This window comes from Sphingomonas sp. PAMC 26617, assembly GCF_000242835.1.
In the GTDB taxonomy this organism is placed as follows: Bacteria; Pseudomonadota; Alphaproteobacteria; order Sphingomonadales; family Sphingomonadaceae; genus Sphingomonas.
This window is the reverse complement of the sequence record NZ_JH594425.1, coordinates 1,701,315-1,727,623: the sequence shown is the minus strand read 5'-3', so window position 1 is coordinate 1,727,623 and position 26,309 is coordinate 1,701,315. Positions and strand designations below refer to the sequence as shown.

Annotated in this window: 22 protein-coding genes; 12 read left to right on the top strand and 10 right to left on the bottom strand. The window is 66.1% G+C overall.

All coding sequences use genetic code 11. The features are described 5' to 3' along the window. The first annotated feature begins 161 nt into the window (after positions 1-161). The 3 genes from metC to RH91_RS07525 all read left to right on the top strand — a co-directional run bounded on the left by metC (position 162) and on the right by RH91_RS07525 (position 3,434). Positions 162-1,355 carry a cystathionine beta-lyase gene (gene metC, locus RH91_RS07535; protein ID WP_010162040.1) on the top strand — a complete coding sequence of 398 codons (1,194 nt, stop codon included), beginning with the start codon at positions 162-164 and terminating at the stop codon, positions 1,353-1,355. 191 nt (positions 1,356-1,546) lie between these two features. Next, the gene (locus RH91_RS07530; RefSeq protein ID WP_029623694.1) at positions 1,547-2,338 is read left to right on the top strand and encodes a TorF family putative porin; all 792 of its coding nucleotides are present in this window, start codon (positions 1,547-1,549) and stop codon (positions 2,336-2,338) included. A 133-nt stretch (positions 2,339-2,471) separates the two neighbouring features. After that, positions 2,472-3,434 (top strand): glycosyltransferase family 32 protein, encoded by a 963-nt coding sequence (locus RH91_RS07525; protein ID WP_010162038.1) that lies wholly within the window; start codon positions 2,472-2,474, stop codon positions 3,432-3,434. A 61-nt stretch (positions 3,435-3,495) separates the two neighbouring features. Here RH91_RS07525 and RH91_RS07520 read toward each other — a convergent pair whose 3' ends face one another. The 6 genes from RH91_RS07520 to sppA form a co-directional block, all read right to left on the bottom strand. Next, on the bottom strand, positions 3,496-3,909 hold the full coding sequence (locus RH91_RS07520) for a DUF3035 domain-containing protein (RefSeq protein WP_010162037.1): 414 nt from the start codon (positions 3,907-3,909) through the stop codon (positions 3,496-3,498). Between the two features lie 36 nt (positions 3,910-3,945). Beyond that, on the bottom strand, positions 3,946-4,497 hold the full coding sequence (gene lspA, locus RH91_RS07515; RefSeq protein WP_010162036.1) for a signal peptidase II: 552 nt from the start codon (positions 4,495-4,497) through the stop codon (positions 3,946-3,948). Then, complete coding sequence (gene ileS / locus RH91_RS07510; RefSeq protein ID WP_010162035.1) at positions 4,494-7,400, bottom strand: isoleucine--tRNA ligase; 2,907 nt, start codon at positions 7,398-7,400, stop codon at positions 4,494-4,496. Before ileS ends, lspA begins: the two co-directional genes overlap by 4 nt. A gap of 113 nt (positions 7,401-7,513) precedes the next feature. Beyond that, entirely contained in the window at positions 7,514-7,903 is a 390-nt protein-coding gene (locus RH91_RS07505; protein WP_010162034.1) for an endonuclease domain-containing protein, read from the bottom strand. Positions 7,904-7,950: 47 nt separating this feature from the next. After that, the gene (locus RH91_RS07500) at positions 7,951-8,550 is read right to left on the bottom strand and encodes a GNAT family N-acetyltransferase (protein ID WP_010162033.1); all 600 of its coding nucleotides are present in this window, start codon (positions 8,548-8,550) and stop codon (positions 7,951-7,953) included. Then, a complete protein-coding gene (gene sppA, locus RH91_RS07495; RefSeq protein WP_010162032.1) occupies positions 8,547-10,442 on the bottom strand; it encodes a signal peptide peptidase SppA in 1,896 nt (631 codons plus the stop codon). Before sppA ends, RH91_RS07500 begins: the two co-directional genes overlap by 4 nt. Before the next feature lie 250 nt (positions 10,443-10,692). On the opposite strand from sppA, the gene groES reads away from it, so the two are divergent. Then, positions 10,693-10,980 (top strand): co-chaperone GroES, encoded by a 288-nt coding sequence (gene groES, locus RH91_RS07490; RefSeq protein ID WP_010162031.1) that lies wholly within the window; start codon positions 10,693-10,695, stop codon positions 10,978-10,980. Positions 10,981-11,033: 53 nt separating this feature from the next. Continuing rightward, the gene (gene groL / locus RH91_RS07485) at positions 11,034-12,680 is read left to right on the top strand and encodes a chaperonin GroEL (RefSeq protein WP_010162030.1); all 1,647 of its coding nucleotides are present in this window, start codon (positions 11,034-11,036) and stop codon (positions 12,678-12,680) included. 152 nt (positions 12,681-12,832) lie between these two features. Here the strand turns inward: groL and RH91_RS07480 are convergent, their stop codons facing one another. Continuing rightward, positions 12,833-13,894 (bottom strand): mannose-1-phosphate guanylyltransferase/mannose-6-phosphate isomerase, encoded by a 1,062-nt coding sequence (locus RH91_RS07480; protein WP_198283242.1) that lies wholly within the window; start codon positions 13,892-13,894, stop codon positions 12,833-12,835. Positions 13,895-14,075: 181 nt separating this feature from the next. Between RH91_RS07480 and RH91_RS07475 the strand changes: the two genes are divergently transcribed. From RH91_RS07475 to RH91_RS07460, 4 genes are all read left to right on the top strand, one after another. Continuing rightward, positions 14,076-15,464, top strand: coding sequence for a TIGR03013 family XrtA/PEP-CTERM system glycosyltransferase (locus tag RH91_RS07475; RefSeq protein WP_010162028.1), 1,389 nt, complete (start codon positions 14,076-14,078; stop codon positions 15,462-15,464). Continuing rightward, positions 15,443-17,527, top strand: a complete 2,085-nt coding sequence (gene prsK / locus RH91_RS07470) for an XrtA/PEP-CTERM system histidine kinase PrsK (RefSeq protein ID WP_010162027.1) — start codon at positions 15,443-15,445, stop codon at positions 17,525-17,527. Before RH91_RS07475 ends, prsK begins: the two co-directional genes overlap by 22 nt. Further along, a complete protein-coding gene (prsR, locus tag RH91_RS07465) occupies positions 17,524-18,873 on the top strand; it encodes a PEP-CTERM-box response regulator transcription factor (RefSeq protein ID WP_010162025.1) in 1,350 nt (449 codons plus the stop codon). Before prsK ends, prsR begins: the two co-directional genes overlap by 4 nt. A 74-nt stretch (positions 18,874-18,947) precedes the next feature. Beyond that, positions 18,948-19,766 (top strand): ATP-binding protein, encoded by an 819-nt coding sequence (locus tag RH91_RS07460; RefSeq protein WP_010162024.1) that lies wholly within the window; start codon positions 18,948-18,950, stop codon positions 19,764-19,766. An 85-nt stretch (positions 19,767-19,851) separates the two neighbouring features. Here the strand turns inward: RH91_RS07460 and RH91_RS07455 are convergent, their stop codons facing one another. Continuing rightward, positions 19,852-21,651, bottom strand: a complete 1,800-nt coding sequence (locus tag RH91_RS07455) for an ABC-F family ATP-binding cassette domain-containing protein (protein ID WP_010162023.1) — start codon at positions 21,649-21,651, stop codon at positions 19,852-19,854. 169 nt (positions 21,652-21,820) lie between these two features. On the opposite strand from RH91_RS07455, the gene RH91_RS07450 reads away from it, so the two are divergent. From RH91_RS07450 to RH91_RS07440, 3 genes are read left to right on the top strand one after another with little or no spacing between them, the layout of a single operon-like run. Next, positions 21,821-22,129, top strand: a complete 309-nt coding sequence (locus RH91_RS07450) for a hypothetical protein (protein ID WP_010162022.1) — start codon at positions 21,821-21,823, stop codon at positions 22,127-22,129. A 34-nt stretch (positions 22,130-22,163) separates the two neighbouring features. Beyond that, positions 22,164-22,829 carry a response regulator transcription factor gene (locus RH91_RS07445; RefSeq protein ID WP_010162021.1) on the top strand — a complete coding sequence of 222 codons (666 nt, stop codon included), beginning with the start codon at positions 22,164-22,166 and terminating at the stop codon, positions 22,827-22,829. A gap of 5 nt (positions 22,830-22,834) precedes the next feature. Beyond that, positions 22,835-24,274 carry a sensor histidine kinase gene (locus RH91_RS07440; protein ID WP_010162019.1) on the top strand — a complete coding sequence of 480 codons (1,440 nt, stop codon included), beginning with the start codon at positions 22,835-22,837 and terminating at the stop codon, positions 24,272-24,274. Between the two features lie 122 nt (positions 24,275-24,396). Here RH91_RS07440 and RH91_RS07435 read toward each other — a convergent pair whose 3' ends face one another. Both RH91_RS07435 and RH91_RS07430 read right to left on the bottom strand, forming a co-directional pair. Further along, positions 24,397-25,053, bottom strand: a complete 657-nt coding sequence (locus RH91_RS07435) for a PEPxxWA-CTERM sorting domain-containing protein (protein ID WP_232283436.1) — start codon at positions 25,051-25,053, stop codon at positions 24,397-24,399. 239 nt (positions 25,054-25,292) lie between these two features. Further along, complete coding sequence (locus RH91_RS07430) at positions 25,293-26,291, bottom strand: LLM class flavin-dependent oxidoreductase (protein WP_010162017.1); 999 nt, start codon at positions 26,289-26,291, stop codon at positions 25,293-25,295. Between the last annotated feature and the right edge of the window lie 18 nt (positions 26,292-26,309).

The following is a 26,309-nucleotide window of genomic DNA, read 5'->3' as shown; positions in this document are numbered from 1 at the left end:
TTCAGGGGAGGGGTTGGGGTGGGGCAGTCCAGCAGAACCTAACTCTCTGCGAGGCACAGCCCCACCCCCAACCCCTCCCCTGAAGGGGAGGGGCTTAAGCTAGACGCTTGCCTTCTTTCGCATCCCCCGCTTTGCAGTCCCGGCACTGCCGGAGCGACACCATGAAGAAGACCGACACCCCCAAGGGCAACTCCACCCGCGTCGTCACCGCCGGTCGCCGCAAGGAATGGACCCAGGGGATCGTGAACACCCCCGTCTGGCGCGCCTCGACGATCCTGTACGACTCGGTCGCCGACCTCCGCGCCGCCGGCGCGCGCGACACGCACCACCGGCTCTTTTACGGCCGCCGCGGCACCCCGACCCAATGGAGCCTCGCCGACGCGCTGACCGAACTCGAGCCCGGCGCCGAAGGTACGTTCCTTTATCCATCGGGCGTCGCCGCGATCGCCACTGCGATGCTTTCGGTCGTGTCCCCCGGCGACGAAGTGCTGATCCCCGACACCGCCTATGACCCGACCCGCTCGCTCGCCAACGGGCTGCTCGCGCGGATGGGGATCACCACGCGCTTCTATGATCCGCTGATCGGGGCGGGCATGGCCGACTTCATCGGCGACACCACCGCTGCGATCCTGCTCGAAAGCCCGGGCAGCCTGACCTTCGAGGTGCAGGACATCCCCGCGATCGTCGCCGTCGCCAAGGCGCGTGGCATCACGACGCTGCTCGACAACACCTGGGCGACGCCCTTGTTCTTCCCAGCGATCGCGCACGGGATCGACCTGACGATCCTTGCGTGCACCAAGTACGTCGTCGGGCACAGCGACGTGATGCTCGGCTCGGTCACCGCCGCGCCGGGGCATTTCGCACGGCTGCGCGACACCAGCTTCCAGCTCGGGCAGGTCGCAAGCCCCGACGATTGCTGGCTCGGGTCACGCGGTTTGCGCACCATGGCGATCCGGCTGCGCCAGCACGAACAGAGCGCGCTCCAGATCGCGCGCTGGCTGCACGACCGCCCCGAGGTCGCCACCGTGCTGCATCCCGCCCTGCCCGACTGCCCGGGGCATGAAACCTTCCTCCGCGATTTCTCCGGCTCGTCCGGCTTGTTCTCGTTCGTATTGCAGGGCGGCACCGAGGCGGCGCGCGCCGCGCTGATCGACGGGCTGGAGCATTTCGGGATCGGCTATAGCTGGGGCGGTTATGAAAGCCTTGCGATCCCGGTCGACCCGCACCGCCATCGCACCGCGACGCGCCGTGCCGATGCCGGGCCGATGGTGCGGTTGCAGATCGGGCTGGAAGACACCGAGGATCTGATCGCCGACCTCGCCGCGGGTCTGGAGCGGTTCACCGCCACGCGCTGACCCGACGCTGTGGCCCGACAGCAACATTGCCTTACGAACCAGCAATGCTCGCGCAATGCTTCTTGTGCGGTGCGGTGAAACACGGCATCATTACCGCCTCTTCGGTCATCGGCGCGGGACGGCTTCAAGCCTTCGACAGATGCCGGATCGAAGACGGCAGGCGGGGACAGTCGCATTTCGAAAGGGAAATGATGCGCTTCTCCAGAACAACGCTCGGCGGGCTGCTGCTCGCCGGATTCGCTACCCCTGCGTTCGCGCAGGAAACCGCCCCACCACCCGCGATCACGATCAACGGCACCGCGGCGGTCGTCACCGACTATCGCTTCCGCGGGATCTCGCAGACCGATCGCAATGCGGCGGTTCAAGGGTCGATCACGGTTACGCATGAATCGGGCTTCTATGCGTCGGTCTGGGGGTCGTCGGTCGACAATTACGTCACCGTCGCCGGGACCGGACATCAGGAAATCGATCTGATCGGCGGCTATAAGAAGACCGTCGGCGGCACGACATTCGACATCGGTGCGCTCTATTACTTCTACCCGAAGACGCATCCGGCCGGCGACGCCAGCAGCTCTGACTTCGTCGAGCCGTATGTCGACATCTCGCACACCTTCGGCCCGCTGACCTCCAAGGTGACGGTCAATTACGCGCCCAAGCAGAAGGCGCTCGCGCTCGACCAGGGCGCGTCCGGGCTGCTGCGCAAGCGCGACAACGTCTATCTCGCCGGGGATTTCTCGGCGGGCATCCCCAAGACCCCGCTCGGGCTGACCGCGCATGTCGGGCACAGCTTTGGGCCAAGCTGGCTCGCGACCGATTCGACCGGCAAGAAGGGCTATACCGACTGGGGCCTCGGCGCGACCGCGACCTACAAGGTGCTGACGCTCGGCGTATCCTATGTCGACACCGACGCCCGCTTCCTGTCGAGCGGCGGCCGCAACGTCAGCAAGGGCGGCGTCGTCGCCTCGTTGGGCGTGGCGTTTTGACCACGCTAGAATTATAATAAAAAACGCTCCCCCGGCACAGGCCGGGGGAGCGAGTCGCTCTTCCAACGCTTCGCCTGTTGCCTGTTCCTTAAGCGTGCTTGACGAACCGCCATCAGAACAGGGGGCCTCTGCGATGGCAGAACCGACGATTCTGCGGGCGAAGCGCGTTATCCATTCGCTTACGGAGGAATCGGCGTGGCGTGTTGCCCGCTTCCTGTACCGGGACCGCCACGATGCAACCGCCGTCATCCCCGCTGCCAGCGAAGCGCCCGTACCGGGCAATTATCGCGAGGATGTCGCACGGATGGGCACGGCAGATCCCGACAGCTTCCCCCCGCTGATCTATCAGACCTGGAAGAGCCGCTCGGTGATCCCCGCCAATTACCGGCACTGGCGGCAAACCTTCGTGGATCTCAACCCGGACTGCCAGGTCTTGCTGTGGGACGATGCCGACAATCGCGCGTTCATCGCGGATCGCTTCGCTTGGGCGCTGCCCGTCTACGACAGCTACCGACGGGAGATCTTCCGCGCCGATGCGGTGCGGTTCTTCTTTCTGTTCGAATTCGGTGGCCTGTATGCAGACATGGATACCGAATGCCTCCGGCCGATTCACCCAAGCGCGACGGCGGGTGCGGTCGTGCTGTGCCGGATGGGAGGCAACCCGGATTTCGCCCATGCGCTTCCGAATGCCGTCATGGCCTCGCGGCCGTTCCAGATATTCTGGCTATTTGCTATCAAACGCATGCTCGACGCAGCCGCTAGCCCCGCCGCAGCAACCTCTGGGCCGGAAGCGTTGACCGGGCCGGTGCTGCTCAAGCAGGCTCATGATGCGTTCGTCAGGCTCGACGAAGCAGCCGTCATGGCGGAGTTGGCACCCGTGCTGGCACTCCTCAACGAGCGTCAGCGGGCTTCGCTCCGCTATGCACGACCGACTCTCCTTCCCGGGCCGGTCTGGTATCCACTCGACTGGACCAACCTGATCCACAAACGCCTTCGCGACCGCCTCCGAAAAGACCAACGGATCCTGCCCGCATCGGTCGGCAGGACGTTGTTCCCGCATGCCGCAGTCGTCACCTATTGGAGCCATTCCTGGTAAGACGGCGGATGTTGCGCAACCGACGCGGTCGCGCTTCGTCCTGACCGCGTCCGGTCATCGCTTACTTCGGCGTGGACGTCCGTGCGGTCTGGCCGTCGCCTTCGGGCGCGGAGACGATGTCGCGCGTCGTCGTGCCCTTGTCGACGACGGTCGTGCCCGGATCGCCGACCGACGACCGGATACCCGGGTCGTCATTGTCGATCCCGGCCTGGCTGATCGTCGCCGCCTCGCCCGCGCTGCGCTGCGCCGCGCCGCCGAACAGCGCGTCGAGCGCCTGCGCATTGGCGCTGACGTCGTTCGCGCGCGCCGCACCGGGCTTGGGCGGGGTCAGCGAGAAATCGGGCGGGATTACCAGCGGGGCCTGGCGTGCGACGGTGAACTCGTCGGGGCCGCTACGTCCGTGGACACGGTTGTGTGCACAACCCGACAGCAGAACGAGCGCAAGCGCAGCGGGGAGGATCGTCGAAATACGCATGCAAAGTCTCCGTTGGGCCCTGATCTGCCCCTGATTCTATCGTGCCCGGGGCGATCCGGGCCCCGTCGCTGGTGTTGTCGCCGGTGCATCCGCTGCCGGACTCCCCCGCACCGGCTTCTCTCGTACCAGAAGCGCGCGCGCGAACAAGATGACGACGCCGATCGAGATCGCCGCATCCGCGATGTTGAACACGAGGAACGGCTGCCAGCTGCCGAAATGGAGGTCGGCGAAATCGACGACATAGCCAAGCCGCACGCGATCCAGGATATTCCCCGCCGCGCCGCCGAGCACGAGGCCGAGCGCCGCCTGCTCCGCGCGGTTGGTTTCGCGCCACATCCACACCAGCACGCCGAGCGCGATCACCCCGGTCATCGCGACCAGCAGCCACCGCATCGTGTCGGTATCGGCATGGAGCAGCCCAAGCGACACGCCATGATTGGCGACGAACCGCAGGTTGAAGAAAGACGTGACGTAATGCGCATCGCTCAGCGCATCGAGCTTGAGCCCGTCGGTCACGCCGAGCTTCGCCGCCTGGTCACAAACGAACAGAAGCGCGGCGGTCGCAAGTCCGGCCAGCGGCAGCTTCATGCGACCACCTCTTCGCAGCGATCGCACAGTTCGCCGTCGACGGTGACTTCGGGCAGATGCCGCCAGCAACGCCCGCATTTGTGGAAGTCGGTCCGGCTGACCGACACCTCTGCGCCCGTCGTCACCTTGGCGACGATGAACAGTTCGGCCAACGCCTCGACCGGCATCGGCGCCTCGGGAACGACGACCTCCGCCTCCAAGCTCGAGCGGACAATCTTCTCGCGCCGCAGCGGTTCGATCGCCTCGGTCACTTGCGTGCGCAGCGCGCGGACCTGCGCCCAATGCGCGGCATCGACTCCGTCGACCGCGGGCAACTCGGGCCATTCGAGCAGATGCACCGAACCGTCCTCGCTCGGGAAGCGCGACTGCCACGTCTCCTCGGCGGTGAAGCACAGCACGGGCGCGGCATAGCGCACCAGCGCGTGGAACAGCATGTCGAACACCGTCCGGCACCCGCGCCGCTTCGGATCGTCCACCCCGTCGCAATACAGAGAGTCCTTGCGGATATCGAAATAGAAGGCGGACAAATCCTCCTGCGCGAACTCGGTCAGCAGCCGGACATAGCTGTTGAAATCATACACCGCGACCGCCGCGCGCAGCTTGGCATCGAGCTCGGCAAGCAGCTGGAGCACATAACGTTCGAGCTCGGGCATCTCCGCGACCGGGAGCCGCTCGGCCTCGTCGAACCCCTCCAGCGCACCCAGCAGATAGCGGAAGGTGTTGCGCAGCTTGCGATACTGGTCGGAGACGCCGTTCAGGATCTCCTTGCCGATCCGGTGATCCTCGGTGAAATCGACCGACAGCGCCCACAGCCGCAGGATGTCCGCGCCCGATTCCTTCATCAGGTCGAGCGGGTTGATCGTGTTGCCGAGGCTCTTGGACATTTTCATGCCCTTGGAATCCATCGTGAACCCGTGCGTCAACACCGCGTTGTACGGCGCGCGCCCACGCGTCCCGCAGCTCTCCATCAGCGATGACTGGAACCAGCCGCGATGCTGGTCCGAGCCTTCGAGATACAGGTCGGCGGGCCATTGCAGGTCGGGCCAGCGCCCACTGTCGAGCACGAACGCATGCGTGCAGCCGCTGTCGAACCACACGTCGAGAATGTCGGTGACACGCTCGTAATCGGCCAGTGCATAGTCCGGGCCGAGCAGGTCCTGCGCAGCTTCCTCGCTCCACGCATCGACGCCCTCGGCGCTGACCGCCGCGACGATCCGCGCGTTGACCGCGGGATCGACGAGATACTGGCCGGTCTTGCGATCGACGAACAAAGTGATCGGCACGCCCCACGCGCGCTGGCGGCTGATCACCCAGTCGGGGCGCCCTGCGACCATCGCGGTGATGCGGTTCTGGCCCTTGGGGGGATACCAGGTGGTGGCTTCGATGGCGGCGAGCGCGGTTTGTCTTAGAGTTAGCCCCTCCCCTTCAGGGGAGGGGTTGGGGGTGGGGGGTGTCTCACCGAGAGCCCGCTCTGCTGGACTGCCCCACCCCAACCCCTCCCCCGAGGGGGAGGGGTTATCAAGCGGTGCATCCATCGGGATAAACCATTGCGGCGTCGCCCGAAAAATCACCTTCGCCTTCGACCGCCACGAATGCGGATACGAGTGCGCGAAATCGTCGCTCGCCGCGATCAGCGCGCCGACGTTGCGCAGGTCCGCACAGATCGGCCCCTCGGCACTGACGAACTTCTTGTTGATCACCGAGCCCTGCCCGCCGAGCCACGCCCAGTCGTCGCGATACATCCCCGCGCCATCGACCGCGAAGACCGGCTCGATCCCGTACTGCTTGCACAGCAGGAAATCGTCCTCGCCATGGTCGGGCGACATGTGGACGAGCCCGGTGCCCGCGTCAGTGGTGACGAAGTCGCCCGGCAGGAACGGCCGCGGCTTGGCAAAGAACCCGCCAAGCGCATGCATCGGATGCCGCGCGGTCGCGCCTTCGAGCTGCGAGCCCTTGATCGACTGCAACGCGGTCACCGTCCCCGCGCTGTCGCCGATCTTGAGGATCACCGGATGCCCGATCCGCGCACCGAAGCTTTCGAGCAGATCATGCGCGACCAGCAGCGTGCGCGGCCCCTCGGCCATGTCGTCGAAGCGGACCAGCAGATATTCGATCTCCGGCCCATAGCTGAGCGCCTGGTTGACCGGGATCGTCCACGGCGTCGTCGTCCAGATCACCGCATGCGCGCCGACCAGCTCGGGCGCGTTCGGCGCGTCCACGATCTCGAACGCGACGTCGATCTGAGTCGACACCACGTCCTCATATTCGACCTCGGCCTCGGCGAGCGCGGTCTTTTCGACCGGCGACCACATCACCGGCTTGGCGCCGCGATAGAGCTGGCCACTCGTAGCGAACTTCATCAACTCGGTGACGATCGTCGCCTCGGCCGCGAAATCCATCGTCAGATAGGGATGCTCCCAGTCCCCGTTGATCCCGAGCCGCTTGAGCTGCTCGCGCTGGACGTTGACCCAATGCTGCGCATAGGCGCGGCACTCGGCGCGGAACTCGCGCGGCGGGACTTCGTCCTTGTTGCGCTTCTTGGCGCGATACTGTTCCTCGACCTTCCACTCGATCGGCAGGCCGTGGCAATCCCAGCCGGGCACGTATGGCGCATCCTTGCCGAGCAAGGTCTGCGTGCGGCACACCGTATCCTTGAGGATGTGGTTGAGCGCATGGCCGATATGCATGTCGCCATTCGCGTACGGCGGGCCGTCGTGCAGGATGAACTTCTCGTGGCCGGCGCGCGCGGCGCGGACCTTCTCGTACAGCCCCATCGCCTGCCACTTCGCGAGAATCCCCGGCTCCTTGGCGGGCAGCCCAGCCTTCATCGGGAAATCGGTCTTCGGCAGGAAGACGGTATCGCGGTAATCGCGCGCGGGTGCGGGGGTGGGAGCGTCGGTCATTTGCTTGAGCGCTTAGCCTGAAGCGAAGCGTGTAGAAAGCCCCTCCCCTTGAAGAGCCCTCACCAGGAAAGCCGCTTCCCTTGGGAAGACCTCACCAGAAAAGCCCCTCCCCTTCAGGGGAGGGGTTGGGGTGGGGCAGTGCGCTGCCACCGGTCGGGAAGCGTGGAAGCAGTGGCCGCGATGATCTCGGCAACGCCCGCGAGGTTCGTCATGACGTCGGGATTGCCGAAACGGATGATCGTAAAGCCGAGCGCCCTCAACCGAACGTCGCGTTTGCCATCGGCAGGCCCATCGTGCGTGTCGCCATCGACCTCCACCCCAAGTCCGATCGCAGGACAGAAGAAGTCCAGTATCGCCTGAGCCTCGAACACGACATGCTGGCGGCGGAACTTCAAACCATTCAGCTGAGAATTGGAAAGCGCCCGCCACAGCCGGACTTCAGGCTCGGTAGGATTGCGCCGCATCTCATGCGCGCGAGCCAGCAACTCCGCCTCAGTGGCCATCACTTCCCCACCCCAACCCCTCCCCTGAAGGGGAGGGGCTTAGAAAGTCACCAACTCCACACCATCCCCGTCTCGCTGAACGGTTTCGGCTCCATCGGCGGGATCGTCGCCGCATTCAGCTCGCACTGCCAGTACCCCACGTCGATCCAGCGCCCGTCCTTATACCCCGCCTCGCGGAAGAACCCCGCGCGCCTAAACCCGACCGATTCATGCAGCCGGATCGAATGGTCGTTCGGCAGCGCAATCACGCCGATCGCGTGGGTAAAGCCCTGCGCGCGGACCGTATCGATCAGCGCGTCGTACAATTGCCGCCCGTTGCCACGCCCATGCGTGCCGATCTCGAGATAGACCGTCGTCTCGATCGTGTAGCGATACGCGGGTCGATCGCGGAACGCCGAGGCATAGGCATAGCCGCGTACCGGCCCACCCTCGCCTTCGGTCACCACCAGCCACGGGTAGAGCCCGTTCGACTTTGCCATCCGCGCGCACATCGTCGCGGTGTCGGGCGCGTCGGACTCGAACGAGACCGTCCCGCGCTCGACATAGGAGCGATAGATCGCCGCGATCGCCGCCGCATCGTCGAGCGTCGCGGGGCGTACCGCGACGCGGGTCGGCCCCTCGGACGGAACCTCCCGCGGCGCGATCACAGCGCGAACCGCGCGAGCACCAGATCGAGCAGCTTGGCATCGCCAGGGCGCGGTGCGGTCCCGCCGATGCCGTCGCACTCGAGGCAGCGCGCCTGGATCGCGGCGCCCGTGCCGATCCGCTTCACGTCGCCCAGCGCGCGCGCGAACACCGCGCGGCGATCCGCCGCCATCCGCGTGAACGCGTCGCCCGCCGAGGCATCGTCATCGTCGCGACCCGACGACAGGATCTGCTGGAGCATCATCGCGAACGCGCCCGGCTTCTTCTCGAGATATTCGGCATGGACGTCGGCGGGCTTCAACCCGGCGCGCTTGGCGGCTTCGTCGATCGCATCCTGCAACCCGCCGAAGCGATCGACCAGCCCGAGCTGCCGCGCGGTGCCGCCATCCCACACGCGCCCCTGCCCGATCTCGTTGACGCGCTCGGGCGTCATCTTGCGCGCATTGGCGACGCGGGTGATGAACTGGCGATAGCCGTTCTCGATTCCCGCCTGGAAGATCGTGTCGGTCTCGGGCGTGGTGCCGCCGTAGATGTCCGGCTGCCCCGACAACGGCGTGGTGCGGACACCGTCCGAGGTCAGGCCGATCTTCTTGAGCGTGTTCTCGAAGGTCGGGATGATCCCGAAGATGCCGATCGATCCGGTGATCGTGGTCGGTTCGGCGAAGATCACGTCGCCCACGGTCGACACCCAATAGCCGCCCGACGCCGCGAGGTTGCCCATCGACACGACGATCGGCAGCTTCTGCGCCTTGGCCTCGATGATCGCGCGGCGCATGTCCTCGGACGCGAGCGCCGACCCGCCGGGCGAATCGACGCGGACCACGAGTGCCTTGAGGTCCTTCTTGGCGAGGCCCTCCAGCACCAGCTTGGCGACCGTGTCGCCGCCGACCGAGCCCGCCTTCGACTTGCCGTCGATGATGTCGCCCGCGATCGTCAGCACGCCGATCTTGGCGCCCGCGGTCGGCAGCGGGTTCGCCGCGACGTAAGTGGCGAGCTTGATCGTGTTGAACGTCCCGGGTGCCTTGCCACTGGGGGTGCCGGCAAGCTGCGCGACGCGCTTGCCGAAATCGAGCCGGGTGCCGAGCTTGTCGACGATCCCTGCCTTCAGGTTGGCCTCGGCGATATTCCCCTGCGCCGCGGTGATGACCGCGCCCGGGGTCGCCAGGAACGGCTGGAACTTCGCCTTGGGCCGCGCCTTGGTGACGACCTCCTGCCACTGCTGGAACAGCACCTGGTACAGCTTGACGACTTCTTCCTTCGCCTCGGGCGAGGCTTCGGTGCGCGTGTAAGGCTCGACGAACGACTTGTACTTGCCGACGCGATAGACGTGCGCGTTGACGCCGAGCTTGTCGATCAGGCCCTTGTAATAGAGCTGGCTTCCGCCCGGCCCCATGAACAGCGTGCCCCCCATCGGGCTCATCCAGATCTCGCTCGCGTTCGCGGCGAGGCGGTAGCCGCCATCGGTATAGGCGGTGGCGTAAGCAAGCACCGGCTTGCCCCCCTTCCCATCGGAACCGTCGCGCACGCGACGGAGCGCGTCGCCGACTTCGGTCAGCGCGGCGGGATAGCCGCCCGCGAACGAGTCGAGATCGAGCACCACCGTCTTGACGCGGTCGTCCTTCGCCGCCTTGTCGAGCGCACGCACGACGTCGCGCAGGCGATATTCCGGGGTCGACCCGCCGCCGCCGAGCGCCGCGAAGGGGTCGCCGGGCGACGGCTGCTCGACGATCGGGCCGTCGAGCTTGAGCACCAGCGCGCCATCCTTGATCGCGCCCGTATTGGGTTTCGCCGCCAGCGCGCCGAACAGCAGGCCGAAGAACAGCAGCATGGCGACCAGCACCAGCGCGTCCTTGATCCCGACCAGAATTCTCCAAGCGCCCCGAACGAGTTTCACCTGCGCCGCTCCCTGCAATGCGGAAAAATACCGCCTACAGCTAGAGCAGCCCCCGGGCGGAGTAAATGCGTGTTAGCGGCGCAACACAGCTTTTTGCCATGAGGCTCGGCCCGCCTGCCAATCGGACCGGCTCGCCACGGAATCGCGGCAGGCCCGTATTGACGATGCCGGGTGGCGTACGCATATGCGCCGTGCTGGCACTCACTGCTGGCGAGTGCCAACAGCTGTTCATAGAAAAGGGACTCCGCGCATGAACTTTCGTCCGTTGCACGACCGCGTCCTCGTCCGCCGCGTAGAGGCAGAAGAGAAGACCGCAGGCGGGATCATCATCCCGGAAACTGCCAAGGAAAAGCCGCAGGAAGGCGAAGTCGTTGCCGCAGGCACCGGCGCCCGCAACGAAGCCGGTGAAATCCACCCGCTCGAAGTCAAGGCCGGCGACAAGGTGCTGTTCGGCAAATGGTCTGGCACCGAGATCAAGATCGACGGCGAAGACCTTCTGATCATGAAGGAATCGGACATTCTCGGCATCGTTGCCTGAGTCTTTCCGTAAACGACCTTCACTATCTTCAACTTCTGAAAGGGTAGCCCACCATGGCATCCAAGGACGTAAAATTCGGGCGTGACGCCCGTGAGCGCATTCTCCGCGGCGTTGATATTCTCGCCGACGCGGTCAAGGTCACGCTGGGGCCAAAGGGCCGCAACGTCGTGATCGACAAGAGCTTCGGTGCCCCGCGCATCACCAAGGACGGCGTCACCGTCGCCAAGGAAATCGAGCTCAAGGACAAGTTCGAGAACATGGGCGCGCAGATGCTGCGCGAAGTCGCGTCGAAGACCAACGACATCGCCGGCGACGGCACGACCACCGCAACGGTTCTGGCGCAGGCCATCGTTCGCGAAGGCATGAAGTCGGTTGCAGCGGGCATGAACCCGATGGACCTCAAGCGCGGTATCGACCTCGCGGTCGTCGAAGTCGTCAAGGACCTCAAGGCCCGCTCGAAGCCGGTTGCCGGCACCAAGGAAGTCGCCCAGGTCGGCATCATCTCGGCAAACGGCGACACCGTCGTCGGCGAGAAGATCGCTGAAGCGATGGAGCGCGTCGGCAAGGAAGGCGTGATCACCGTCGAGGAAGCCAAGGGTCTCGAGTTCGAGCTCGACGTCGTCGAAGGCATGCAGTTCGACCGCGGCTACCTGTCGCCGTACTTCATCACCAACCCCGACAAGATGACCGTCGAGCTTCAGGATCCCTACATCCTGATCCACGAGAAGAAGCTGTCGAACCTGCAGGCGATGCTCCCGATCCTGGAAGCCGTCGTCCAGTCGGGCCGTCCGCTCCTGATCATCGCCGAGGACATCGAGGGTGAGGCGCTCGCCACGCTCGTCGTCAACAAGCTGCGCGGCGGCCTCAAGGTCGCAGCGGTCAAGGCACCGGGCTTCGGCGATCGCCGCAAGGCGATGCTCGAGGACATCGCGATCCTGACCAAGGGCGAGATGATCTCGGAAGACCTCGGCATCAAGCTCGAGTCGGTCACGCTCGGCATGCTCGGCACCGCCAAGCGCGTCACGCTCGACAAGGACAGCACGACCATCGTCGATGGCGCGGGCGATCACGAGTCGATCAAGGGCCGCACCGATGCGATCCGTCAGCAGATCGAGAACACGACGTCCGACTATGACCGTGAGAAGCTCCAGGAGCGTCTCGCAAAGCTGGCCGGCGGCGTTGCCGTGATCAAGGTCGGTGGTTCGACCGAAGTCGAGGTCAAGGAGCGCAAGGACCGCGTCGACGACGCGCTGCACGCAACCCGCGCAGCCGTCGAAGAGGGCATCGTCCCCGGCGGCGGTACGGCTCTGCTGTACGCAACCAAGGCCCTCGAGGGCATGAAGGGCGCGAACGACGACCAGACCCGCGGCATCGATATCGTCCGCAAGGCGCTCTACGCGCCGGTTCGCCAGATTGCGGCGAATGCGGGCCATGACGGTGCGGTCATCTCGGGCAAGCTGCTTGACGGCAACGACCCGACGATGGGCTTCAACGCACAGACCGACCAGTATGAGAACCTCGTCGAGAGCGGCGTGATCGACCCGACCAAGGTCGTCCGCACCGCGCTGCAGGACGCAGCCTCGGTCTCGGGCCTGCTGATCACGACCGAAGCGGCCGTGTCGGAAATGCCGGAAGACAAGCCCGCCATGCCCATGGGCGGCGGCGGCGGCATGGGCGGCATGGGCGGCATGGACTTCTGATCCGGCGGGACCTGCACCGGCTTCGGCCGGTGCGGGCCCCTGTCGGCTCGGCAAGGACCGGACCACCCAGCCCGTCTCGGCTGGACGAAAAAAAGGGCCGGGGGAGCGATCCCCCGGCCCTTTTTGTTGGACGCGAAAACCCGGTGGTCAGCTCAGCGCTTCATCGCCTCGATCAGCGCCTTGACCTCCTGGCTGCGCCCGCGTGGCAGGATCAGGATATCGGTGCCGCTCGCAACGACGATCAGATCCTCGACGCCGACCATAGCGACCCGTGCGCCATCGCTGCGAACGAGGCAGTTGCGGGTATCGATCGCAATCACCTCGCCATTGCCCTGGCCGACGTGCGCATTGCCGTCAGCGTCGTGCTCGCTGATCTCATAAAGCGCATCCCAGCTGCCGAGATCGCTCCAGCCCATGCTGACGCGGACGACGGCGACCCGCTCGGCTTTTTCCATCACCGCATAATCAATCGAGTCCGACGGCGCCGCCCCGAACGCTTCCGCGTCTGGAAAGACCCGCGCGCCATCGTGGCGTGCATCGGCCATGGCGCGCTGGCAGGCCGACAGCATCTCGGGCGCATGAACTGCAAGCGCCTCCAGATAGGCATCCGCACGGAACAGGAAGATCCCGCCGTTCCAGGCGTGATCCCCCGCGGCGAGCATCGCCTCGGCGGCATCACGCGGCGGCTTCTCGACGAACCGCGCGACCCGGTGGACGCCGCCCGCAATCTCCTCGCCGATGCGAATCCAGCCGTACCCCGTCTCGGGTGCATGCGGGTCGATCCCGAAGGTCACCAGCCAGCCCTGCTCAACCAGGGGCAGCGCCGCCTCGATCGCGGCGTGAAAGGCGGGAACGTCGAGAATGACGTGATCCGACGGCATCACCAGCAGCGGTGCGTCGCCAGGGGCGGCGAGCGCGGCGAGCGCGATGGCGGGCGCGGTGTTGCGACCGACCGGTTCGAGGATCAGCGCCTGCGCTGCGGCACGCACCGCGTGCAACTGTTCCTCGACCATGTCCGCATGCCGCGCGTTGGCGACGACGATCGGCGCGGCAAACCGCCCGCCTTGCGCGCGCTTGGCGGTCAGCTGGAGCATCGTGTCTTCCGCGGTCAGGGCCAGCATCTGCTTGGGCATCGCGGGAGTCGACATCGGCCACAAACGCGTCCCCGAACCTCCCGACAGGATGACTGGAACGATCGGTGTGGACTGCGGCATTCGGGCGACTCCTTGTTGACGCCCGCTCTAGCGCGCGTGCGCGGATTTGGTAACCGCCCTCGATCAACCGCGATCCCGCGAATTCAGTCTTTCTTCGTCAATTTCTGCGACATCACGGTTCAACCGTTGAAGGAGCTGTCATCGGCGCGCGTTTTTTGCGGGTGGACAGGGTACGCATGCGATGATCAGGCTGTTCAAACATTATATCCCAAACGCCGTGCTGCTGCTCGGAATGTTCGACGTGTGCCTGCTGATCCTCGCGGGCGAGCTCGGCTACACGCTTCGCATGGGACAGCTCGTCCTGCCGCTCATTCCGATGTCGGACCGGGTTCCCCAGCTCGTGACCTTTGCGGGCAGCGTGGATCTCGCGATGTTCGCGGTCGGCGTTTACGGCGCGAGTGCGCTGCAGTCGCTGCGGCATGCGGTCGCACGGATCCTCGTTGCGGTCACGCTTGGCACCATCTTCCTGAGCGTGATCTATTTCGCCTTGCCGACGATCACCTTCTGGCGCTCCAGCCTGTTGTATTCGATGCTGATCGCGGCCGTCCTGATGATCGCGCTGCGCATCCTGCTGGGCAAGACGCTCGGCGGCCAGGTGTTCAAGCGCCGCGTCGTCGTGCTGGGCGCGGGCGCGCGGGCCGCGCGACTCAAGGCTTTGTCGCAGACGCCGGGATCGGGCTTCGTGGTGGTCGGCTATGTCTCGATGAGCGAAAGCGCGCGCGTCATTCCCGAGGCGATCGCGCGGGATGCGATCTACAATCTGGCGGACCACGTCGTCCTGCTCAACGCGAGCGAAGTCGTCCTCGCGCTGGAGGAACGGCGCAATGCCCTGCCGCTCAAGGACCTGCTCCGGATCAAGACGACCGGCGTCCATGTCAACGAGATCTCGACTTTCCTCGAACGCGAGACCGGGCGGGTCGACCTGCAGAGCGTCAACCCGAGCTGGCTGATCTTTTCCGACGGATTCTCATCCGGGCGGATGCTGTCGTCGATGTTCAAGCGGCTGTTCGACATCGCCGCGAGCTTCATCCTGCTCACGCTGACGCTCCCGCTGATCCTGATCACCGCGATCGCGATCAAGCTCGAGAGCAAGGGGCCGGCCTTTTACCGCCAGCGCCGGGTCGGACTCTACAATGTCGGGTTTGATTGCATCAAGTTGCGGTCGATGCGGCAGGACGCCGAGGTCGCCGGCACCGCGGTCTGGGCGGAAAAGAACGATCCGCGCGTGACCCGGATCGGTCGCCTGATCCGAAAAGTCCGGATCGACGAGCTGCCGCAAACCTGGTCGGTGCTGAAGGGGGAAATGAGCTTCGTCGGCCCACGTCCCGAGCGCCCGCAGTTCGTCGACGATCTCGAACAGCAACTGCCGTATTACGCCGAGCGCCACATGGTGAAGCCCGGCATCACCGGCTGGGCGCAGATCAATTACCCCTATGGCGCATCGATCGACGATTCGCGGCAGAAGCTCGAATACGACCTGTACTATGCGAAAAACTATTCGCCCTTCCTCGACCTGCTGATCCTGCTCCAGACGATCCGCGTCGTCCTGTGGCCGGAGGGCGCGCGCTGAGCATCGAAGCCGGCCTAGCAATGCCGATCCTGTTGAGCCACGCACTGGCCGCGTTGCTCTTTACAGGCGTCGCTCTGTCACGCCTGCACGAGCGCGCCACCGGACTCCCGCGCGTGACGTTCATCGCAGCCTTGCTTGCCACCGCCTTATGGGCGTTGTCGATCGCGGGGATCGATCAATCGGACGGGATTCCGCGGGTCGCCGAGTCGCTGCGCAACCTCGCGTGGCTCGGTTTCATGTATGCGCTCGTCCGCCGTGACCCGCGCACGCCCGAACATCGTGCGGTCGCAATCCTGTACGGCATCGTCGCGCTGCTGGTCCTGGTCAATGCGGGCCTCGCGATGGTGTGGATCGGGTCGGGCGGAGCGATGCTGCCGGAGATCGCGACGCTACGCCTCGTCCTGCACATGATGGCGGCGATCAGCGCGATCGTGCTGGTCCACCACCTCTATACCGCCGCCGCACCGGGCACGCGCGGGGGCATCCGGCTTGTCGTCCTCGCGCTGGCGGCGATGTGGGGGAGCGACCTCCTGCTGTATGGCGCAGCCTGGCTCGAGGCGGATATCCCCGGCCAGATCGTGGTGGCGCGCGGGATCGTGATGGTCGTGGCCGCCCCCGCGCTGCTGATTGCGGTCACGCGCAACGGCGACTGGACGCTGCACCTGTCGCGCACCATCGCGTGGCAGACGCTCTCATTTGCGGCGGTGGTGCTCTACGCCGCGGCCATGGTCGCGGCGACGAGCATCATCGCGCTGGTGAGCGGCCACGATGCCCGCCTGTGGCAGACCGCCTTCGTCGTCGGCTCGACCGCGACCGGGCTGGCGTTCCTCGCCTCGCCACGGGTGCGCGCCTGGACCAAGGTGAAGGTTGCGAAACACCTGTTCCGCCACCGCTACGATTACCGCAGCGAGTGGATCCGCTTCACCGACACGCTTGGCAAGCCCGACGATGCCGCCCCGCTCGACCAGCGGATCGTCAAGGCCGTCGCCGACCTCACCGATTCCCCGGCGGGACTGTTGCTCGTCCCGGAATCGGCCGGACCGGGCGGAGGTCTCGGCGTCGGGCTCGACTGGAACTGGGATCTGCCGAGCGGCAGCGCCCCTGCCGCACTGGCGCAATATCTCGTCGACACCGGCCGGATCGTCGAACTCGATACGGTCCGGTCCAGCGCGACCGACGCGGTCGAGGCCGCCGCAATCCCGCGCTGGATGCTGGAGGGCGACGGCTGGGCGATCGTCCCGCTTGCGCATCTCGGTCGCCTTCAGGGCGCGATCCTGCTCGCGCGCCCGCCGATCGACCGGGCGCTCGACTGGGAGGATTTCGACCTGTTGCGGATCGCCGGTCGACATGTCGCGAGCTACCTCGCGGAAGCGCGCGCGCAGGAGGCGCTGGCGGAGGCGCAGCGGTTCGACGAGTTCAACCGTCGGTTCGCCTTCATCCTGCACGACGTCAAGAACCTCGTCAGCCAGCTGACGCTGGTCGCCCGCAATGCCGAACGCCATGCCGACAATCCCGACTTCCGCGTCGACATGGTCGCAACGCTCAAGGACTCCGCGGGGCGGATGAACGACCTGCTCGCGCGCCTGTCGCAGCACCACCGCGCGCGCGCCGATACGCTGCAACCGGTCGCGCTGCGCGACGTGCTTGAACGCGTTGCCCGCACCCGCAGGGCCTATCATCCGGTCACGGTCTCCGGCGATCCGGCGTTGCTTGCACAGGCGGACCCGGCGCGCCTGGAGCAAGTGCTCGCGCACCTCCTCCAGAATGCGATCGAGGCAAGTCCCGCCGACGCCCCGGTCGCGCTATCGCTGACCGTCGACGGCGGACACGCCACCGTCATCGTCGAGGATCACGGCTGCGGGATGACCCCCGCCTTCCTGCGCGACCAATTGTTCAAGCCATTTGCCTCGTCCAAGCCCGCTGGCTTCGGGATCGGCGCATTCGAGGCGAAGCAACTCGCCGAGGCGATGGGGGGCCATGTCACCGTCGCCAGCCAGCCCGGCCACGGCACGCGCTTCTGCGTCCACCTCCCCCAGGCGCGCAGCCTGGACGCAGCGGCATGAGCGACAAGCCCAAATTGCTGATCGTCGAGGACGACCTCGGCCTCCAGCGCCAGTTGCGCTGGGCCTATGAGGATTATCAGGTCATCACCGCGGTCGACCGCGCGACCGCAATCGACGCGGTCCGCGCGGACGAACCCGCGGTGGTGACGCTCGATCTCGGTTTGCCGCCCGACGCCGACGGCACGCGCGAGGGGTTCGCGACGCTTGCCGAGATCCTCAAGCTCAAGCCCGATACCAAGGTGATCGTCGCCTCGGGGCATGGTGCCCGCGAAAGCGCGCTCCAGGCGATCGCCGAGGGCGCGTGGGATTTCTACGCAAAGCCGATCGATATCGATGCGCTCGGGATGATCGTCGCGCGCGCGTTCCACGTCCATGCGCTCGAGACCGAGAACCGCCGGCTCGCCGCCCGCACCACCGGCACCGCGCTGGGTGGGATGATCACCGCCAGCCCCGAAATGCTCAAGGTGACGCGCACGATCGAGCGCGTCGCCCGCGCGGATGTCTCGGTGATGCTGCTCGGCGCGTCGGGCACCGGCAAGGAACTGCTCGCGCGCGGACTCCACGAGACGAGCGGGCGGCGCGACGGCGCATTCGTCGCGATCAACTGCGCGGCAATCCCCGACACTCTGCTCGAGTCCGAACTGTTCGGGCATGAGAAAGGCGCGTTCACCGGCGCGTTCAAGACCACCGAGGGCAAGATCGAACAGGCCGCCGGGGGCACGCTGTTCCTCGACGAGATCGGCGACGTGCCTTTGCCGTTGCAGGTCAAGCTGCTGCGCTTCCTCCAGGAGCGTACGATCGAGCGGATCGGCGGGCGCAAGGCGATCGCGGTCGATACGCGGATCGTCTGCGCGACACATCAGGATGTCGATGCGATGGTCGCGGCAGGCAGCTTCCGCGAGGATCTCTATTACCGTCTGGCGGAAATCGTCGTGCGGATCCCGTCGCTCGGCGAGCGTAGCGGCGATGCGGTGCTGCTCGCGCAGCATTTCCTCAAGCTCTACGCGCGCACGCTCGACTCGGCGGTCACCGGGCTTGCGCCCGAGGCGCGCGACGCGATCGCGGCATGGGGCTGGCCGGGCAACGTCCGCGAGCTCGAAAACCGCATGAAGCGCGCGGTTATCATGGCGGACGGCAAGCTCGTCACCGCCGCCGACCTCGACCTGCCGGGCGGTGACCCCGAACCCGCACTCAACCTGCGCATGGTCCGCGAATCCGCCGACCGCGCGGCGATCGGCCAGGCACTCGCGCGCGCCGACGGTAATATCTCCAATACCGCCAAGCTGCTGGGAGTGAGCCGGCCGACCCTGTACGATTTGCTCAAGAGCTATGATCTCCAGGTCTAGGCGGTAGCGCTCAACGCGCTGCGCTGGACCGCCGGGCTGGCGATGCCCCGGACCGCGGTGTAGCACCGCCGGCGATGACCAAACCGCTCGCTCGTATTGCCGCCGCGCTCGAACGGCTTTCACCGCCCGTCGCCGACTCCGCCGATCCGCTGGCGCATCCCGCCTATGTCTGGCGCGGCGTCGCGCTCGAACCGGTCCGCGCCTTCCGCCCGCTCCCGCTCGAGCGGCTCCACGGGATCGAGGCGCAAAAGGCAGCGCTGCTTGCGACCACGCGGCATCTGGCGGACGGTGCGGCGGCGCATGACGTGCTGCTGTGGGGCGCGCGTGGCTCGGGCAAATCGGCCCTGGTCAAAAGCGTAACCGGCGCGGTGCAGGCCGATGGCGGCGCGCTCGCGCTGGTCGAGATCGTGACGCCGCAGCTCGATACGCTGCCTGCGCTGTTCCGGCTGATCGCGGACGTGCCGCGCGCGTTCCTACTGTTCGTCGACGATCTGGGGTTCGATGCGGCGGCGGACGGACGCGCGCTTCGCTCGATGCTCGACGGCGGGGCGGAGGCGCGACCCGCGAATGCGCGGCTGGTCGTCACGTCGAACCGCCGCCACCTCGTCCCGCGCGACATGATCGACCAGCCGAATGCGGTCAATCCGCGCGACGCCGCCGACGATGGCCTCGCGCTCGCGGACCGGTTCGGGCTGAGCCTCGGCTTCCACGTGGTCGATCAGGACGGCTATCTCGCGATCGTCCGGGCCTACACCGAGGCGCATGCCCTCCCGTTCGATCCGGTCGACGCGGTCGGCTGGGCGACGCGGCGCGGGAGCCGGTCGGGGCGCGTCGCGTGGCATTATATCGTCGATCTCGCGGGGCGTGAGGGGCGCTCGCTCGATCAGGCGTAACCGCGTTCCTGCGCAGGCAGGAACCCAGCGCCGCGAACGCTGCGCCAAGGTACCCTGGGCTCCTGCCTCCGCAGGAGCACCGGAATCACCCCTGCCCCTCGACCATCTCCGCCAGTTCCAGCCAGCGCAGTTCGGCGGCGTCCTTGTCCGCCTGCGCCTGGCCGATCGCTTCCATCAGCTTCTCGAACCGGTCCGGATCGCGCGTGTAGAGTTCGGGATCGGACAGCAATTCCTGGTCGCGCATGATCGCCGCCTCGAGCGTTTCGATCCGCTTGGGCAGGATCTCGTAATCGCGCTGGTCCTTGTAGGTCAGCTTGACCTTGCCCGGCGCCGCGCCGCCCGCAACGGGGGCTGCCGCCGACGTCGCATTCTTCGCGATCGACCCGCGCTTGGTCGGCGCGGCGGCCTTGCGGCGGCGCTCCCAATCCTCATAGCCGCCCGCGACGACGTCGACCGTGCCCGACCCGTCGAGGCCCAGCGTGATCGTCACGGTGCGGTCCAGAAAGTCGCGATCGTGGCTTACGATGAGCACGGTGCCGTCATAGTCGCCAATAACGTCCTGGAGCAGGTCGAGCGTTTCCAGATCGAGGTCGTTGGTCGGCTCGTCCAGCACTAAGAGGTTGGAAGGCTTGGCGAATTCCCGCGCGAGCAACAGCCGCGAGCGTTCTCCGCCCGACAGCGTCCCGATCTTCGCGTCGAGCACGCCGGGCTCGAACAGGAATTCCTTAAGATAGCCGACGACATGCTTGCGGATGCCCTGCACCTCGATCCAGTCGCCGCCGTCCGCGAGCACGTCGCGGATCGTCTTGTCGGGCTCCATCTTGCTGCGCTGCTGGTCGATCACGATCCGCTCGATCGTCTTGGCGAAGCGGATCTGGCCGGTGTCGGGTTCCAGTTCCCCGGTCAGCAGCTTGAGCAGCGTCGACTTGCCCGCGCCGTTCGCGCCGACGATGCCGATCCGGTCCTTGCGCGTCACGCGCAGCGACAGGTCGCCGATGATCGTGCGGTCGCCGAACGCCTTGGAGATGTGCTTGGCATCGATCACCACCTTGGAGCGCGCGTCGTCGGTGCCGATCGTCAGGTTTGCCGACCCCTGCGGCCCGACCATCGACGCACGTTCGGCACGCATTTCGACCAGCTTGGTCAGGCGGCCCTGGTTGCGCTTGCGCCGCCCGGTGACGCCGCGCAGCAGCCAATGTTCCTCGAGTTTCAATTTCGCGTCGAGCTTCTCGGCATTGCGCTGCTCGTCGGCATAGACCTGCTCGGTCCACGCATCGAACCCGCCGAAGCCGATCTCGGCACGGCGCAAGTTGCCGCGATCCATCCACAACGTCTGCTTGGTCAGCTTGGTGAGGAAGGTGCGGTCATGGCTGATCACGACGAACGCACCGCGGAACCGGCCGAGCCATTCCTCGATCCACTCGATCGCGCCGATGTCGAGGTGGTTGGTCGGCTCGTCGAGCAACAATACGTCGGGGTTCTGCGCGAACGCGCGGACGATCGCGGCGCGGCGGCGCTCGCCACCCGAGGCCTTGGCGGCTTCGCGCGTGAGATCGATGCCCAACTGATCGGCGATCGCCTCGGCTTCATATTGCAGCGGCGCATCGTCTCCGCCGAGCACGTAATCCGCGAGCGTATTGCACCCGATCATTGCGGGCTCCTGCTCGAGCAGGATCACGCGGGTACCGGGCACGATCGTGCGGCGGCCCTCGTCCGAATCGATCTTGTTGCCGAGCAGCTTGAGCAGCGTCGTCTTGCCCGCGCCGTTGCGCCCGATCAGGGCGAGCCGGTCGCGTGGGCCGACATGGATGTCGAGGCCACGGAAAAGCCAACCCGAGCCCTGAATGACGCCGAGATTTTCATATGCGAGGATAGGTGCTGCCATAAAGACGCGCGTTAGGCGGTGGGGCGGCTTGCGGCAAGCTTTGTGCGTTGCAGCATGCCGCCAACCCGGCACGGGTCCGACTCCGCGCATCCGGGATTGCACCGGATGACGACCGAACACTTCACCGCCATTCACAGGCTGTTCAACGCAACGCACCTATGCCAAGCCCATGAAGATGCTCGCCGCCATCCTGATGGGACTTGCCGTGACCCCCACCCCCGCCGTTCCACCGGCGGCAGGGATGCTGCAACGTGGCGACCAGATGGAAGCGTTGCGCGGGCGTCGCGAAGGGCGCTGGCTGCCTTCCAAGGAAATCGAGGCGCGGATCGTGCCCACCATGCCGGGTGCGCGCTATCTCGGGTTCGACTTCGACCCCGAACGTGGGATTTACACGCTCAAGTTCCTGCGCAATGGATCGGTCATCTGGGTCGAGGTCGACGGCCGTTCCGGCCAGATCATCGGCCGCACCGGCAACTGAACGCCCGAGCGGCGTCGTCCAAGGGGAAAATTGCATGCGCGTTCTGATCGTCGAGGACGAACCCAATCTCGGCCAGCAGCTGAAAAGCACGCTCGAAGGCGCTGGCTACGCAATCGACCTCGCGACCGATGGCGAGGAAGGCCATTTCCTCGGATCGACCGAAAATTACGACGCGATCATCCTCGATCTCGGCCTGCCCGAGATCGACGGGCTGACCGTGCTCGACCGCTGGCGCAAGGAAGGCCGCACCGCGCCTGTCCTCGTGCTGACCGCGCGCGACAGCTGGTCGGACAAGGTCGCCGGGCTCGATGCGGGCGCGGACGATTATGTCGCCAAGCCGTTCCAGTCGGAGGAGCTGATCGCCCGCCTGCGCGCGCTGATCCGCCGCGCGTCGGGCAACGCCTCGTCCGAACTGACCGCAGGCGGCGTCCGGCTCGACACGCGCAGCGGCAAGGTCACGCTCAACGGCGAATCGGTCAAGATGACCGCGCAGGAATATAAGCTGCTCAGCTACCTGCTCCACCACAAGGGCAAGGTGGTCAGCCGCACCGAGCTGATCGAACATATCTACGACCAGGATTTCGACCGCGATTCGAACACGATCGAAGTGTTCGTCACGCGAATTCGCAAGAAGCTCGGGCAGGATGTCATCACCACGATCCGGGGGCTCGGCTACAGCCTCGAGGATCCTGATGCCTGACGCGCATGGCTGAATCGGATCCGCACGCGCAGGGCTCGCTCGCGCCGCCGCTGCCCCCGCTTGAAACCGAGCCGCGCACGCTGCCGCGCGTGCAGACCACGGGGTCGCTCAGCCGCCGGATGATCCTGATCGCGGCGGGGTGGATCCTGCTGCTGCTCACCGGCGGCGGGTTCGCGCTCGACCGCGTGCTGAGCACCGCGGTGACGCGCAACTTCGACGACCAGCTCGAATATGTGCTGACCGCGCTGATCGTCTCCGCCGAGATCGGCCCGGAGGGCGAGGTCATCTCCAACCGCGAGCCGGCCGACCAGCGCTTCATCGAACCCAATTCGGGGTTGTACTGGCAGATCAGCGCGCCGGGGCAGGAACCGTTCATGTCGCGCTCGCTGTGGGACCGGCGGCTCGCCTATGGCTCGCAGCATACCGATCTCGCGGTCCACTCCTATGACAGCAACCAGTTCGTCGACCCCAAGGCGGATACGCCCGAAAAGCTTCGGGTGGTCGAGCGCGACGTGACGTTGCCGGGGTCGAAGGTGCGCTGGCGCTTTCAGGTCGCGCAAAGCCGCGACGGGCTCGACGCGCAGATCAAGGTGTTGCGCAAGACGCTGGTGCGCAGCTTCACGCTGCTTGCCTTCGGGCTGATCGTGATGGCGGCGTTGCAGACCTTCTACGGGCTGTGGCCGCTGCGCCGCGTGCGCGAGGAAATCGCGCGGATGCGCGCCGGAAAGGCGCGGCAGGTCGAGCGCCCGATGCCGATCGAGGTCGCTCCGCTGGTCGAGGAACTCAACGCTCTGATCGAGCATAACGAGCGGCAGGCGGAAGAGGCGCGGCGCCACGCGGGCAACCTTGCGCATGCGCTCAAGACTCCGCTGACCGTCATCATGAACGCCGCGACGGCCAAGGCGGACGATCTCGGCGAGACGGTCGTACGCGAGGCGCGGACGATGCGGCGGCAGGTCGACCATCATCTCGCACGCGCCCGCGCGGTCGGGCGGCGCGGGTCGGCGCACAGTCGCGCGGATGTCTGGCCGAGCCTCGAATCGGTCGAGCGCGCGGTTGGCGTGTTGTACCGCCACGTCCGCATCGACACCTCCGGCCCACGCGACCTGCAGGTCCATGTCGAGCGCCAGGATCTCGACGAGATGCTCGGCAACCTGATCGAGAATGCCGCGAAATATGGCGGGGGCAGCGTGTTCGTCACGGTGTCGAAGCATTCGGGCTTCGTCGAATTCCTGATCGAGGACGACGGCGTTGGCATCCCCGAGGAAGAGCGCATCCGCATCTTCGATCGCGGCGTCCGGCTCGATTCAGGCAAGCCCGGAACCGGGCTGGGGATGGCGATCGTGCGGGATGTCGCCGAGATCTACGAAGGTACGGTCAGCCTCGAGGAGAGCGAGGATCTCGGCGGATTGCTCGTCCGCTTGCGCTTGCCCGCGGCCAACTGAACGAGGCCGCGCGTTTCAGTCACGGCTGGCGGGAGCCCGCACTGCGCCGTTCGATGACCGTCGATTGGAAAAGCCGCCGATCCCGCTGGACCGGCGGCTTTCGCGCAGCGGCGCTCCCGCGATCAGCTGTAGGTGACGCGCGTACGAACCTTGTAGCGCGCGCGCAGGCCCGCACCGACGAGGCCGAAGGAGGTCAGCATCATGATCCAGGTGGCGGGCTCGGGCACCACCACGACCGAGATGGCGAACTGACCGCTGTAATCGTGTGTATCGCCACCGGGGCCGACATGGCTCGGGCCGACCGTGTTCGAACCCCGTCCGGTCGAACGGTGCCAATCGAAGCTGCTGAGGCTGTACTCGAAACCGTTGACCGTCTGGACGGTCGTCCCGGAGAAGCCGCCGGTAGCGTCGTCATCGAGCAGACTGTTGTAAACGCCGCCAATCGACTGGCCGTTGGAGAGCAGGACCGTGATCAGATACGACGTCGACGCTTCCGCCTTGTTGCCGAACGGCTGACCGTCTCCCAGAATGGCGAACGCGGCGTCGCCGGGAAGCAGCGGTATCGAGATTGGCTGACTCACGTTATTGTAATTGGACGTGACCGTACCGATGTTCTGCGCGATGAAAACGGTGTTGTTGAGCTTTTTTTCCGTATCCCAGACGTAGTTCGTACCAAGACCCCGGATCGAAACGCCCGTGATGTTGACGGACGCCTGCGCGCTGACCGCAAGCATTGCAATGGTGATGGCGGCTGCAGTCGATAAGAGTTTCTTTCGCATGATAGAGTTCCCCCTGATGTGCCTCGTCAGGGAACGCCCGCAATAGTCATGCCATATCAGTTTTATCAATACTGTAGCGCATTACGCACGACCATTGTGTAACTTGCGCCGACACTAGATCCCGTTCGGCCAAGACATGGCTTTTCGTGGATTTCTCCGTTCGTCGTGCTCCCGCCGTCCTTTCGGCCTTTCCGGCGAAAGCGGCGGGACGACGTCCGCCGCCTGCGGAGCGCGCGTGGCTAGGCCGCGATCGCCAGTTCGCGGAGCGCGTCCGCCGTGATCGTCAGGCTGCGCTTGCGCGCCGCATGATCATAGATCGAGCTCGCGATCATCAACTCGTCGACGCCTGTCCGCGCGACAAAGGCTGCGATCTCGCCTGCGACCTTGGCGGGGCCGCCGACCGCCGAGCAGGACAGTACATGATCGAGGATCGCCCCGCCCTGCGCGCCGAGGGATTCGCGATAGCCCTCCACCGGCGGCGGAAGCTGGCGCGGATTGCCGGTGCGCAGCGCGACGAACGCCTGCTCCTGCGAGCTTGCGATCAGCGCGCCTTCCGCATCGGTGTCGGCCGCGAACACGTTGAAGCCCGCCATCACATGCGGCTTCGCCAGCACCGCCGACGGGCGGAAGGTACGGCGATAGATTTCGATCGCACTCATCAGCGCATCGGGGGCGAAATGCGAGGCAAAGGCGTACGGCAAGCCAAGCATTGCCGCGAGCTGCGCGCCATAGGTGCTCGACCCGAGGATCCACAGCGACACGTCCGCCCCCGCACCCGGGGTGGCGCGCACGCCGGTCTGGCCGTCGTCGGCGAAATAGCTCTGCAACTCGAGCACGTCGTTGGGAAAGGCGTTGGGATCGGTGTTGAGGCTGCGCCGCATCGCGCGCGCGACGATCTGGTCCGACCCCGGCGCACGCCCGAGCCCGAGGTCGATCCGGCCCGGGAACAACGCGTCGAGCGTCCCGAACTGCTCGGCGATCGCAAGCGGCGCGTGGTTGGGGAGCATGATCCCGCCCGCACCGATCCGGATCGTCGACGTCACGCTGCCGATATGCGCCAGAACGACCGAGGTCGCAGCACTCGCGATTCCGGTCATGCCGTGATGTTCGGCGGTCCAGTAACGCGCGAAGCCGAGGCTCTCGGCATGCGCGGCGAGATCGCCCGCGTTGTGGAGCGCCTGGGCGACGCTGCCGCCTTCGACGACGGGGACGAGATCGAGCAGGGAATAAGCAGTCATGGACTGGATATGGGAGCC

Coding starts and splice junctions, on each gene's coding strand:
- metC (WP_010162040.1), top strand. CDS start 162: ATGAAGAAGACCGACACCCCCAAGGGCAACTCCACCCGCGTCGTCACC.
- RH91_RS07530 (WP_029623694.1), top strand. CDS start 1,547: ATGCGCTTCTCCAGAACAACGCTCGGCGGGCTGCTGCTCGCCGGATTC.
- RH91_RS07525 (WP_010162038.1), top strand. CDS start 2,472: ATGGCAGAACCGACGATTCTGCGGGCGAAGCGCGTTATCCATTCGCTT.
- RH91_RS07520 (WP_010162037.1), bottom strand. CDS start 3,909: ATGCGTATTTCGACGATCCTCCCCGCTGCGCTTGCGCTCGTTCTGCTG.
- lspA (WP_010162036.1), bottom strand. CDS start 4,497: ATGAAGCTGCCGCTGGCCGGACTTGCGACCGCCGCGCTTCTGTTCGTT.
- ileS (WP_010162035.1), bottom strand. CDS start 7,400: ATGACCGACGCTCCCACCCCCGCACCCGCGCGCGATTACCGCGATACC.
- RH91_RS07505 (WP_010162034.1), bottom strand. CDS start 7,903: ATGGCCACTGAGGCGGAGTTGCTGGCTCGCGCGCATGAGATGCGGCGC.
- groES (WP_010162031.1), top strand. CDS start 10,693: ATGAACTTTCGTCCGTTGCACGACCGCGTCCTCGTCCGCCGCGTAGAG.
- groL (WP_010162030.1), top strand. CDS start 11,034: ATGGCATCCAAGGACGTAAAATTCGGGCGTGACGCCCGTGAGCGCATT.
- RH91_RS07480 (WP_198283242.1), bottom strand. CDS start 13,894: ATGCCGCAGTCCACACCGATCGTTCCAGTCATCCTGTCGGGAGGTTCG.
- RH91_RS07475 (WP_010162028.1), top strand. CDS start 14,076: ATGATCAGGCTGTTCAAACATTATATCCCAAACGCCGTGCTGCTGCTC.
- prsR (WP_010162025.1), top strand. CDS start 17,524: ATGAGCGACAAGCCCAAATTGCTGATCGTCGAGGACGACCTCGGCCTC.
- RH91_RS07460 (WP_010162024.1), top strand. CDS start 18,948: ATGACCAAACCGCTCGCTCGTATTGCCGCCGCGCTCGAACGGCTTTCA.
- RH91_RS07455 (WP_010162023.1), bottom strand. CDS start 21,651: ATGGCAGCACCTATCCTCGCATATGAAAATCTCGGCGTCATTCAGGGC.
- RH91_RS07450 (WP_010162022.1), top strand. CDS start 21,821: ATGAAGATGCTCGCCGCCATCCTGATGGGACTTGCCGTGACCCCCACC.
- RH91_RS07445 (WP_010162021.1), top strand. CDS start 22,164: ATGCGCGTTCTGATCGTCGAGGACGAACCCAATCTCGGCCAGCAGCTG.
- RH91_RS07440 (WP_010162019.1), top strand. CDS start 22,835: ATGGCTGAATCGGATCCGCACGCGCAGGGCTCGCTCGCGCCGCCGCTG.
- RH91_RS07435 (WP_232283436.1), bottom strand. CDS start 25,053: ATGCGAAAGAAACTCTTATCGACTGCAGCCGCCATCACCATTGCAATG.
- RH91_RS07430 (WP_010162017.1), bottom strand. CDS start 26,291: ATGACTGCTTATTCCCTGCTCGATCTCGTCCCCGTCGTCGAAGGCGGC.